The organism is Streptomyces sp. NPDC007025, from assembly GCF_042869455.1.
In the GTDB taxonomy this organism is placed as follows: Bacteria; Actinomycetota; Actinomycetes; order Streptomycetales; family Streptomycetaceae; genus Streptomyces.
Window position 1 is genome coordinate 539,069 of record NZ_JBIAFT010000003.1, and the last position, 11,353, is coordinate 550,421.

General features: G+C 69.9%; 12 protein-coding genes and 1 pseudogene. 5 read left to right on the top strand and 8 right to left on the bottom strand.

Going from position 1 to position 11,353, the window contains the following annotated elements:
- Nucleotides 1–143: 143 nt before the first annotated feature.
- From ACFYMO_RS08785 to ACFYMO_RS08795, 3 genes are all read right to left on the bottom strand, one after another.
- Entirely contained in the window at nucleotides 144–1,490 is a 1,347-nt protein-coding gene (locus ACFYMO_RS08785) for an SPFH domain-containing protein (protein WP_366774005.1), read from the bottom strand.
- Entirely contained in the window at nucleotides 1,487–3,268 is a 1,782-nt protein-coding gene (locus ACFYMO_RS08790) for an SPFH domain-containing protein (RefSeq protein ID WP_388545198.1), read from the bottom strand. The genes ACFYMO_RS08785 and ACFYMO_RS08790 overlap by 4 nt, the downstream gene beginning before the upstream one ends.
- Before the next feature lie 215 nt (nucleotides 3,269–3,483).
- Nucleotides 3,484–4,143 carry a hypothetical protein gene (locus tag ACFYMO_RS08795; RefSeq protein WP_388545201.1) on the bottom strand — a complete coding sequence of 220 codons (660 nt, stop codon included), beginning with the start codon at nucleotides 4,141–4,143 and terminating at the stop codon, nucleotides 3,484–3,486.
- Nucleotides 4,144–4,457: 314 nt separating this feature from the next.
- Between ACFYMO_RS08795 and ACFYMO_RS08800 the strand changes: the two genes are divergently transcribed.
- Nucleotides 4,458–4,913 (top strand): ASCH domain-containing protein, encoded by a 456-nt coding sequence (locus ACFYMO_RS08800; RefSeq protein WP_388545203.1) that lies wholly within the window; start codon nucleotides 4,458–4,460, stop codon nucleotides 4,911–4,913.
- 95 nt (nucleotides 4,914–5,008) lie between these two features.
- Complete coding sequence (locus ACFYMO_RS08805) at nucleotides 5,009–5,572, top strand: hypothetical protein (RefSeq protein WP_388545206.1); 564 nt, start codon at nucleotides 5,009–5,011, stop codon at nucleotides 5,570–5,572.
- Between the two features lie 269 nt (nucleotides 5,573–5,841).
- Here ACFYMO_RS08805 and ACFYMO_RS08810 read toward each other — a convergent pair whose 3' ends face one another.
- From ACFYMO_RS08810 to ACFYMO_RS08830, 5 genes and pseudogenes are all read right to left on the bottom strand, one after another.
- A complete protein-coding gene (locus ACFYMO_RS08810) occupies nucleotides 5,842–6,957 on the bottom strand; it encodes a radical SAM protein (protein ID WP_366774009.1) in 1,116 nt (371 codons plus the stop codon).
- Nucleotides 6,958–7,022: 65 nt separating this feature from the next.
- Nucleotides 7,023–7,555: pseudogene (locus tag ACFYMO_RS08815) on the bottom strand (class IV adenylate cyclase).
- A 191-nt stretch (nucleotides 7,556–7,746) separates the two neighbouring features.
- The gene (locus ACFYMO_RS08820) at nucleotides 7,747–8,148 is read right to left on the bottom strand and encodes a hypothetical protein (protein WP_366774011.1); all 402 of its coding nucleotides are present in this window, start codon (nucleotides 8,146–8,148) and stop codon (nucleotides 7,747–7,749) included.
- A gap of 300 nt (nucleotides 8,149–8,448) precedes the next feature.
- Nucleotides 8,449–8,952: a DUF6415 family natural product biosynthesis protein gene (locus tag ACFYMO_RS08825; protein WP_388545210.1), complete on the bottom strand. Its 504-nt coding sequence runs from the start codon at nucleotides 8,950–8,952 to the stop codon at nucleotides 8,449–8,451.
- 53 nt (nucleotides 8,953–9,005) lie between these two features.
- Entirely contained in the window at nucleotides 9,006–9,422 is a 417-nt protein-coding gene (locus ACFYMO_RS08830) for an ATP-binding protein (protein WP_388545213.1), read from the bottom strand.
- 240 nt (nucleotides 9,423–9,662) lie between these two features.
- Between ACFYMO_RS08830 and ACFYMO_RS08835 the strand changes: the two genes are divergently transcribed.
- From ACFYMO_RS08835 to ACFYMO_RS08845, 3 genes are all read left to right on the top strand, one after another.
- Nucleotides 9,663–9,923, top strand: a complete 261-nt coding sequence (locus tag ACFYMO_RS08835) for a helix-turn-helix transcriptional regulator (RefSeq protein ID WP_366774026.1) — start codon at nucleotides 9,663–9,665, stop codon at nucleotides 9,921–9,923.
- An 86-nt stretch (nucleotides 9,924–10,009) separates the two neighbouring features.
- A complete protein-coding gene (locus ACFYMO_RS08840; protein ID WP_388545215.1) occupies nucleotides 10,010–10,882 on the top strand; it encodes a transcriptional regulator in 873 nt (290 codons plus the stop codon).
- 14 nt (nucleotides 10,883–10,896) lie between these two features.
- A complete protein-coding gene (locus ACFYMO_RS08845) occupies nucleotides 10,897–11,265 on the top strand; it encodes a hypothetical protein (protein WP_366774015.1) in 369 nt (122 codons plus the stop codon).
- Nucleotides 11,266–11,353 lie beyond the last annotated feature (88 nt).

An 11,353-nucleotide genomic window follows, 5' to 3' on the forward strand; every position in this document is an offset into this window, starting at 1 on the left:
GCCCGGCGGGCCGCCGCTCCCTGCGAGCCATACGAGGCCGTGCCCGGCGGAAGGTGTTCCGCCGGGCACGGGAACGGGCGCCTCGTCCGCCGGGCTCGCCCGCGGCCTCGTCCGCTGGGCTCATCGGTGGACGAGGCCGTCACTCACCCGCGGTTCCCCTCGTCCGGGCCCGCGGCCCCGTCCGCCGCACCGGCCGCGTCCGCCGCCCAGGTCTCCCCGGAGGGCAGCGGCGTCATCCGGGGCAGGAGCTGCGCGGCGAGCAGCGTCGAGAGCGCCGAGCTGTCCCCGCTGCCCCCGTCGGTGCGCACGACGACCGGCCGGGGCGCCTTCCCCGCCAGCTCCGCACCCACCTCGAGGCGACGGCGGGCCAGCTCGTACTGGAGCACCGCGCGGTTGTCACGGTAGGCCTTGGCCAGCGCGCGCTGGGCCCGAGCCTCGTTCTCGGCGGCGATCAGACCGCTGCGGCCCTCCGTCTCGATCTCGAACCGCACCCGCTGCGCGTTGGTCTCCTGCTCCTCCAGCAGCTGCGCCACCTGCTCGCGGGCCTTGTTCAGCGCGGCCTTCACCTCGACGATGCGCGCGTCCCGCACCTTCTTGGCCCGCTCGATGTCCATGCCGAGGCTGTCGATCCGGCGCTTGCGCGTCAGACCCCACTCCTGCTCGTAGGCCGTACGCTCCTTGGCGACCCGCTCCCGAGTGGCCAGGTGCTGCTGGTACTGGGCGGGGAGCTGGACGTCCGGGATGTTGGAGCCGGTGATGCGCACCCCGTAACGGGACAGCAGCCGGTTGAGCAGCTCCTGCATGTCGGCCACGTCGGAGCCGCGCAGGTCGTACGCGTGCTCGGTGTGCACCAGGCGGGCACGCTGGCGGATGGCGTCCTGCACGGCGCTGGAGAGGACCAGGTCGAAGTTGCCCGCGCCGATCGTCCGGACGAAGAGCACCGCGTCGGTGATGCGGAACTTCAGGAAGAACTCGATCGACCGCAGCGGCACGTTCTCCTGCGTCGGGCAGGCCATCACCGGCGCCGAGTACGGGATCTCGGTGGCCGTGTCGACCACGAAGTCGACCCGCGACCAGGGGTGCCACAGGTAGTGCCGCCCCGCGTCCAGGGTGCGGGTGACCGCGCCGTACCGGGTCAGCACACCGTGGGTGCCCTGCTCGATCTCCACGATCGAGGAGCGCCACCACCAGAGCCCGCCGATCATCAGCAGCACGGCGCCGAGGGCGTAGGAGAGCCCGGCGAGCGCGCCGTAGGCGAGATCGGAGGCCCCCTCGGCGCCGGCTCCGCGCAGCGAGAGCATCACTCCCGCCAGCAGCGCGAACAGCCCGAGCCACAGCGGCAGCATCCACCACAGCCGGCGCCGGTGGCGCGGAATGATGACCGGAATCAGGGTGCCGGCCTCGCCGCCCCGCAGCAGTTGGGCGATCTCGCTCCAGGGTGCCACCGCCTCGGAGATGACCGACCTGCGGTTCGGGTGTGCGCTGCTCACTGGTCGTCCTCCTCGAAGTGGTGCGGGACGTCGGCCGCGGACCCGGTCGCCCCGGTCCCGGCGGCCGCTGCCGTCTCGTCCGTCCCGGCGGGTACACCGGCCCCGGCGGGACCTCCGGCCCCGCCCGACCGGCCCGACGCCTCGGAAGCACCAGGTACGTCAGGAGCACCGGACACCTCGGACGCCCCGGTCGGCTCGGGGGCCACCGTGGGCCGCTCGGCCTCCAGCAGCGCTCCGATCTCGCTCTCGCGGTCGGAGATACGGGCGGACACCTCGTCCAGACGCTCCCGGACAGCCGCCATGTCGGCCTCCGTGAACAGCTCGCCGCCGTGCTCCCCCACCAGTTCGCGGGCGAGGCGCAGGAAGTCGACCCCGGCCGCGTCGCCCCCGTCGGCCGTACCGCCGATCCGCACCAGCCGCGGCAGATGGTCGGCGACCTCCACCAGAGCGTCGAGGATCTGCCGCTGGTAGCGGTACTCCAGGATCTCGGGCGCCTCGGCCGCCGTCACGGCCCGGATGTCGAGGGCCTGGGCCTCCAGCAGCGCCGCGTTCGCCTTCGCCTCGGACTCGGCCTGCACATAGCGCTGCCGGGCCAGCGCCTCGGCCCGGTTGGTCTCGCGCTCCACGGCCGTGTCCATCTGGGCCTGGTACTGGGCGATGTCCGCCTGGATGGCGGAGAGCGTCTCGTGGCTGGTCGCCAACTCCTTGGTCAGATCGCCCTCGTCCTGCTCCTTGCGCAGCATCAGCGCGTACTCGTGGGTGTACGCCTCCTTCGCCATCCGCACCATCTCCGGAGCGGCCAGGTCCATCCGGTAGCCCCGGTCGGCCGGCTCGGCGTGCGTGATGTTGGCGTTGGTCAGCTCGACCGCGGGCCGGAACTGCTGGTTGAGCTGCTCCAGCAGGCGCCCGGTGTCCTCCCCGACCATGTCGTAGATCCCGGCGGCCTCCTGCTCGTAGATGAGGCTCCGGATGGTCTCGCTGACGGCGTTGCTCAGCTTCTCCTCGAAGCCGCGGACCGCACCGAGCGTGTAGACGAACTCGGTCGGGTCGCTGATCCGGAACTGGATGAAAAGGTCGATCGACGCCTTCACCCCGCCCTTGGTCGGCGCCTCCCGCACCGGCGCGTTGAACGGGTACTCGCGGACCGTGTTGACGATGTACGACACCCGCTTCCACGGGCTGATCAGAATGACCCGGCCGGGCCCGACGACCTTCTCCAGCTTCCCGAACCGGGTGATCAGCGCCTGGCAGCCGTCCGGAACCATGACCATGCCCTGCCGCCACCACACGAAGCCGATCGCGGCCAGCGCCACGACCCAGTAGTGCAGTCCGAAGAGCGGATTGGTCAACGGCGAGTCGTCCACGGTCGACACCACGGCGGTCCCCACCGCGCCCAGCACCAGCAGCATCAGCACCGGGAGCATGCTCAGGAACGAACGCCCCTTCGGCAGCACCATCGGGCAGATCTCATGAACCTGCTCGCCGTCCTCGCGCTTGTGCCCGCTCTGGTTGAGCGCCTCGCCCGCCTCGTCCAGCGAAACGGTCCGCTGCGCCATCACGGTGGCGATCGAACCGCCCTGCTCCCGGGCGGCCGGAAAGTCCGCAGGATCCATCCCCTCGTCCTGCGGTTCCTGCACGTCCTCGCCCTCCTGGCCGGCCTCCCCCTGGCCCCGGCCCTCGGCACTCCGCCCCCGCGTGGGCCCCCGCCCGGCGGAGCGGCCCGTACGCCTGCGGACCTCCTCCTCCGCCACCTGCCGGGGATCGGCACCGGAAGCCACCGCGGAGGCCACCCTCCGTACGCTCTGCGCTCTGGCCACAGTTCCCCCTCTGTCTCATCGTGCGCTCCCGCCATCCCACACCACGAGCAGCGCCGCGGCCACGGCAGGAGCCCCGATCGTGACAGCACGGCGAACCCTTCGTTGCCTCCGGTACACAACGCCCGCGGCCGCGGTGCCGGGTCCCGTACGAGCGCCGGTACCCCGCGGGTCGGCGGTCAGTCCGCGCCGAGCAGGTCGACTTGCCGGTACTGAGGCAGATCGTCCGGGCGGCTCATGGTGCGGTATCCGTTGCCGCCGTCGTCGAGCCTGGTGGTCCCGCTCTCTCCGTCGGACACCCAGGTGAGGACGATTGCGAACCGTACGTCTCCACGCACGTGCTTGACGTTGAAGGTGAACTGTTCGGGATCATCCGATGAGACCGTGAACGGGAAGTCCTCGGCTCGGCCCCGGCCGCTCTTGTCCGGCTCGACCGTGCCGCTGCCGGTGAGGTCCATCTCGAAGGGACGAGGGTAGAGTCCCCCGCCGCAGCCCGTGACCTTCACCACGGCCCCCTCGGTCGGAAGAGGCCGACGGGAGAGCACGGTCACCTTGGCATCCGTGACGACGATCGCCTTCGATGTCTTGGCCTGCACAGTCGCCGAGACGCTGGGCGGATTGGCGGCGGAAGGGATGATCACACCCTCTTGAGCCGCAGTCTTCGCGCGGTTCTTCAACTCGGCGAGGCTCGCACTCCGGTACCGATCGTTGCACCCCATGAAATCGTCTGCATGCACCTTCAGTTCCGGCGGGCCGGACACCTGCTCCTTCACCCACGCCGCAGCATCACTCCACACCCCCGTCACCACGGTGGTCATCAAGGCAGCGAAGATGCTCACCCACACGGTCTTGTCCCTCAGAGTGCGCGGCTGCCCCTCGCCCTGCGGCTGCTGCCCCGGCGGCGGGGACTGCCCACCGATCCGGCGCCTCCGCGCCCGCCGCATCGCAGCTTCGCTGTCAACGCGCCTGTTCCGTGACGTGGTCACACTCCCCCATGTGCCTCGATGCGTCGCCCACTTCGCCTGACGGCTCATCATAGGAAAGCCCCCATGGGCGCCACGGGTCCGGACGCGCTTCACGCCCGCCGCCGGTGCGGCAATTCGCCACGCCACGACTCCGACCTCGCGGCGCTCGGGGTCGCTAGGGTCGTCGTATGACAGACGACCCCGATCAGCACAGGGCACCGGGGCTTCCACCCAAGGTCGAGTTCGCCTTTCCAGGCCCCCTCCGCGACCGGCTCGTCGCCGCGATCCTCGACGGATCCAAGACCGCGACCACCGGGCTGCTCGCCGAGTACGAGCACGACGGGGAGCCACTTCCCTCCGTCGGCCGGCGTTCGACAGTGGTCGACTCGGACGACCGCCCAGTGGCGATCATCGAGGTGACGGACACGCGCGTGGTGCCGCTCGGCGAAGTGGACATCAGCCACGCGCGGGATGAAGGCGAAGGCCACACCACGATCGAGCGCTGGAGGGCGGACCACGAGGAGTTCTGGCACAGCGGAGAGATGCGAGAGGCCCTGGGGAATCCTCACTTCACCGTGCACGAAGCCACTCGGGTCGTTTTGGAACGTTTTCGCGTTGCGATCCGTCTGCCCGATCCGTCCTGACCGGCCGCCGCTGCACCCCACGTCGTCGCGGCCCCATGGTCGGCCATGGCGGACCGCGCCGGTGCCGCGGCCACCGCACGTGATCCAATGACCGCATGGTGGAGGACCGCTCATGTCTGGGGCCGTTGGAACCGGCCGACGGCCGTTGGGGAGTCGGGGACGCCACACGGCCTGATACCCACTGGGTGGAGTTCCGCTCGAACGGCTTCCACCAGCACAATCCGGACTCCGACGGGCAACTGATCCCGTGGTCCAGGGTCATGAATGGCATCTGGTTCACCTGGGGCAAGCACCCCTGGAACACGAACAGCAGAGGCCTCTACACGCCGAGGGGAATGGTCGCCACCCGCGAAGGCGGCTGGATGCACACGACACTGCGCCGCCCGTACGAGGACCACCAGTTGCGCTTCGACCAGCACACGCGCCCGTACCGGGCGGTGGACGTGCTCCGGTTGGAGTACCTGCTGCGGCAGCTCACCACCGAGGGAAAGCTGCATCTCCTCGGCGACCCGGAATGGGTGGGACATGCCGCGGCGTACCTGGCCGGGGGGAAGAACCGCTGGATCACCAGGCGCGCACTGCGAAAAGTGGCGGCGGAGGCCCTGGCAGCAGCCGGCCCCGGCAGCCCCGGACAGCCGCCATCGCCATCGGCGCCTTGAGCGGACAACAGACAGCAGGATTGCCACCGCGGCCGGGGCGTGGCCCTCACCCCCGCCATTCCCGGAAAGCACCCGATCTGCGTCAAGCAGGCTGTCGGCCAGCTGGGCTCGGCAAGCTGCCAGGTCGTCGAGCAGACTGTCGCCCTGCTCCACCACTGACACCACGAGGGCCGCCGCTCTGAGGATCAGGGCGACGGCCCTCGACAGCAAAGCCGACACAGCAAGCCCTCCGCCCAGGTTCGTCCGATCCCGCTCAGTGCAAGGCGTGCTCAGCTTCGGTCCGGCTCCCTTTCAGGGGCGCTGTGGAGTGCGGTGAGGCGGGCGGTTTCGTCGTCGCGGAAGTTGCGGACTTCGGTGCAGCGTTGGCTCATGACGAATTCGCCGAGGGAGAGGCAGAGGTCCATGCGTTGGATGCAGACGCCGAGCATGAAGGGGCCGTTCTTGGCGCGGTACATGCGCACGCCGTAGTAGCCCTCCTGGCAGTCGCGGTCGTTGTTGAAGCGGCAGCCGGTGCAAGTCTCGGGGAGGCGGACGGGACGGATGCTCTTGGCGTAGAGGGTGCGGCCGTCCGGGAGGCGGTAGCGGGTGCGCTGGTCGGAGGCGCCGGCAGTGATGACGCGGAGGTCGGGGACGGCGCCCAGGTGGTCGATGACCTCGCGCATGGCCGCCAGGGAGGCGCCGTCGTCCTCCAGGTTCACCAGCATCCGCACGATCACGTCGCGGCCGTGCTGCTCGACGATGCGCAGGACCCGCTCCACGTGGCTGTGGTCGGGGATGACGATGTTGGCAGAAACCTTCACACCGTGCCGGATGGCGGTCTCGATGGTGTCTGCGAGGGCGTCGAGTTTGCGGGCGGCCAGGCGGGGTGAGGCGAGGCGGGGTGCTTGGACGGCGGCGAGTTCGTCGGGGGTGGTGCCGAAGACGGACAGGTTGATGCGGTCCAGCCCCGCCTCCGCACACTCGGGCAGTACGGCCGCGCCGTTCTCGCCGTTGGAGGTCAGCCCGACGGTCAGGTCGAGGCGGCGGGCGATGCGGATGAGGCCGGGCAGGTCGGGGTGGAGGGTGGGCTCGCCGCCGGTGAAGTGGACCTCGTTGATCGGGAGGCCGCCGCGCACGGCGGCCAGAGCGAGGGCGAAATCGGAGTCGGCGGGGATGCGCTGGGGGAGGAAGTCGGCGCCGTTGGTGGCCAGGTAGATCGAGACCCTGCCGGAGCGGCCGGGGGTGCCGGTGAAGGCGTCGGGTGGGCGGCCGGTGTTGTCGGTGGCGACGGGGGTGCCTTCGTTGTGGCAGAAGGTGCAGGCCAGCCCGCACGCATCGATGATCTTCACGCGGAGAGTGCGGTCGGGAACGACCGTGACCGGTACGTCGTCGAGTGGGTCGTGCATCGTTCCGCCTTCCGTGCCCGACCGGGGCAGCGGGGTGCCCCGGTCGGCGGGGTGAGGCGGTGGGGTCAGAAGCGCAGCTCGGTGATGGTGTCGAGGTCGATGGCGTAGCGGGCGTAGATCTTCTGGGTGTTCTCACTGGTCAGCTCGTCCTTGGGGATGCCGAGGCGTTCGGCGGTCTGCCAGACCTGCTCCTCGTCGTCCCCTTCGATCTCCAGGTAGGGGGAATGCGGGGCCAGGTGTCGATCTCCAGCCGTACCCCGTCCAGCAGCCAGGAGCTGCGGCGGTTCTCCTGGTAGGAGCGGTGGGTCAGCCCCATGAGGCCGAGGAGGGCGTGGGTGTCCTCGAAGGAGCCGACGGTGGTCCCGGTCTCCTGGGTGCCGTCGATCGCGTCCGAGCTGATCGTCTTGACGCACAGCGTCACCGCTCCGCCCGCGTCCCGCAGCCGCACCCAGCGACCTTTCTTGGGTGGGATGGCGTCGTAGACGTAGCGGCGCATCAGCCGCTCGCCGTGGAAGGTTCCGCCCGCGGCCTTGATGCGCGCGGCCATCGCCTCCGGGTCGATCTCCAGGGCCTTGGCCTCGTATTCGACGACGTGCATGGGGTGCCAACTTCCTCTCGTGCGGGATCGGGTAGCGGAGTCTGGCAGGAGCGCGGGACCGCGCAGCCACTCGTTCAACCGGTCCTCCACAGGCACGGCGAACGGGCGCGGCACGCTCGCTTGCCGTCTCGGGCTCCACCAGCGAGTCAATGTGCGCCGAAGCGTCCGGAAAGCAGCCAAGGTCTCGTCCTTCAGAGCGCAGTGCGCAGGTCGCGCGGGTTGACGGGGGTGACCTTGCGGAGTTCGCGGATGAGCTTGGAGGCGAGCATCGAGTGCAGGCCCGGATCGTGCTTGGGCAGCCAGATGTCGGTGTCGCCGTGGTTGAGGCGCCAGCCGTCGGTGGTGAGGCGGTAGCTGACCCCGCCCACTCCCCACAGCCGGGGCGCCCTCACCCGCAGCGCCGTGAAGGCACCGCTCGTGGGGCACACGGCCATCGACAGCCGCACGTCCTTCGCGCACAGTGGCGGCATCGCGCTCAAAGCGCCCTCCGGCCACGAGGGTGGATCCAGCTCGTTGCGCCAGTCGAAGAAGAGCCACCCCTCCTTGTTGCGGTCCGCCGGGCCGCCGCAGACTTGGCACCTCATCGCGTACATGCACTTGTACTGCCGCCCCGGATGCATCGACGCGAAGTCCGGCCGGCCGACCCCCGGGCGAGTACGAACACCGCCCCCACAGCACCCCGAACCCGTCACGATCAGAAGGAAGCTCCCGCCCCTGATAGACCAACCTGGGAGGCTCGGGCATGAGCGCGACGGCCAGCGCCCCCTCGGCAACCGCCCTCTCGATATCCCACATCGCCACGAACGGCACCCGCACCGAACGTCCGGTGCGCGGGTGCTTCGCGTACCGGGGAACGCGGCCCGGTCCCAGTGCGAAGGACGCTGCGAACGGGGTCATGAGGCCGTCACTCCAGTGCCTTGCCAGCCCTCTCGCTCCAGGAGCGACAGCAGGTCCCGCGTCGTCCGGGCCGTCTGCCGCGCTGCGGCCAGCGACGGTTGGGGGCCGTCACCCGCAGCGGCTCTGGCTCTGGCTCTGGCTCTGGCCACCATCTCCGCGACTACGATCCGCCCGGTGTCCAGCTCGGCTTCGGCAGCGTCCGCCAGAGCGTCCAGGTAGGCGTGCAGGGTGTCGGTCATCGGCCGCAGATCGCCCCCGTTCGCGCAGTCGAAGTGTTGGCTGAGCACGTACTCGACCGTGCGGCGAACGGTCTCGGGCGTCACGGCCAGCGGCTCGTCCTGCTCTTCGGCCTGCCAGCGGCGCATCGCCTCCAGGAAGCGGCGAAGGGTCGCGTCGTCGGTCGCCTCGACCGCGACTTCGCCGAAGGCAGGGACCTCGTGATCGCACGCTTGCCCTGGCGTCCGGCGTTCCACCGGCGAGCTGTCGGGGACGTGTTCCACGGGCTCGTGTCGGCCTACGAGAGCGAAGCGGCGCGGTCGTCGGTGGCGAGCCATCACGTACCCGCCTCGTCCGCCAAGTGCGCCCACACGGTCTTGCCAATCGTGTGCAGATCGGTGCCCCAGTCAACGGCGAGGGCGGAGACCAGGAGCAGCCCTCTGCCCTTCGTCTCCTCCTCGTCCGGACACCGCAGCACGGGCCGGACGCGGGACTGGTCGGTCACACGGATACGCACGCGGAACTGCGAGGGACGCTCGGCGCTGAAGACCAGGTAGCGGCCTGAGCCATGCTGCACCGCGTTCGCGACCAGCTCGGTCGCGACCAAGGTGGCCTCGTTCAGAAGCGATTCGAGGCGCCATACGCGTAGCGCCGTGGCCACCAGGTCCCGGGCGAGGCCCGCGGACTCCGGCACGGACGGAAACGTCTGGCTGTATCCGGGCGCGCCGATCGACGTCGCTCCTGCCGCCGTCATGGTCACAGGTCGTCCCTCCGGGATCGGTCGCTCGACCAGAGCGGCCTCCCCTCATGCAGGGGGTGGTCGCGGGAGCCGGTCCGACTTTCAGGACTCCAGCCAACCGCCGGAGATCGCTGCGAGCCACGGCATCTGTGCGGCAGTCTTGATGCACCTCTGATGCACGGGGCGCACAGCGGGTATAGCCCCGGTCAGGCGGGGAGGGAGAGCACCATGCGGTTGTCCGAACGACGTAAAGCCATGGGCTACAGTCAGGAGAAATTCGCCCATGCGCTCGGCGTCGACCGCACAACGGTCGGCCGTTGGGAACGCGGTGAGACCACACCCGAATGCGTCCACCGGCCGAAGATGGCCGAACTTCTGCGCTTGGACATCACCGAACTCGGCCGCGTGCTGGATCCACCACCAGCTCACCACGCGCAGCCACCAGCACAGCCCCTACCCCGTCCCGTTCACGGCCCAGGTGAATCCGACGCAAGTTTCTGCGCCTGCTCACGGTGACCGGAGCCCTGACCGCCCTGGGACCCGAGGCAGCCGACGACATAGCGGAAGCCGCCGAGCGCGGCTCAGCCGATGACCACCGCCGCATGAACGACCACCTCTGGCAGGTCTACCAACTGGCCCGCTCCAAGCGCTCCGTCCACGGCGTCGTCCAGGACGAGCTCGACGCGCTCGCCGACGCTCTGAAGACAGGCTCATCAAGCCGGGCCGCCGCGATGTGCGAAGCCGCCGGAGACCTCTTCCAGCTCTCCGGCGAGCTGGCCTTCGACAGCAACCGGTACACGGACGCCGCCGCGGCTTACTCTGTGGCCGCCTCAGCCAGCGACAGCGCGCACGCCTTCGACCTGTGGGCCTGCGCGCTCGTACGCCACGCCTACGTGGACATGTCCGAGAGGCAGTTCACGGAAGCCACCGAGACCCTGGACGTCGCCCGCACCATCGCCACGCGCGGCGACCCGGCCCTGTCCACCCGCTACTGGGTCGCCTCGGTCCAAGCCGAGGCCCACGCGAACCTCGGCGACCTGAACGCCTGCCAGCGCGCACTCGACGAGGCCCAGAAGGTAACCGACCTCCCCGGCCCCGTCCACAACGGCGGATGGCTCCGCTTCGACGGCTCCCGCCTCCCCGAAGAACGCGGAGCCCGCTTCGTCCAGCTCGGGCGACTCGACCTCGCGGAGAAGGCCCTCAAGAGCGCCCTCGACTCCACCGCGCTGGCCAAGGGGACCTCCTACCGCCGCCGAGGCTCTGTCTTCGTCGACCTCGCACTGATCGGCGCCAAACGCCACGACGCGGAACAGGCCGTCACCCACGGCCGCGAGGCACTCCAGCTCGCGCGGCAATCGGGCTCGGGCTACATCGCCCGTAGACTCCAGACGCTACGGGACGATCTCCGCTCTTACGGCCACGATCGCCGCGTAGCCGAACTGGCCGCCGACATCAGCAGCCTGCACGCGACGTGAGGAGAGGGGTAGGCATGACGGACACCGAGGGCGCCCGCCTGTTCCGGGAGACCTGGATCGCGGGAATCACCAAGCACTACCCGGGCGAACCCAAAGCCAGCTACGTCACACCCTGGGAAGACACCCCCGACTGGGAACGCGAAGCCGCCGGAGCCGTCTACCAGCAGGTGCGCCACTTCCTCGACCTGAGCGGCGGCAACGCCAAGCGCCTCACCCGCGAACAGAAGGGCCGCTTCGTCGCCACCTGCTGGACGGCCCAGATGTACAAGCACTTCGGCGACCCCAAGCCCGCCTACGTCGCCGACTGGCCCGACCTCCCGGACTGGCAGAAGGAAACCGACTCCGACATCTTCGAAGCCATCGAGGCTATCGCCCATTACTGAGGTTGAACTGGTGGAGTCGTATGGTGACGGGCTGTCGCTTCCTGCGGTATGACCATGGCATGCGGTATCCACAGGGAGGCGGGCTGAC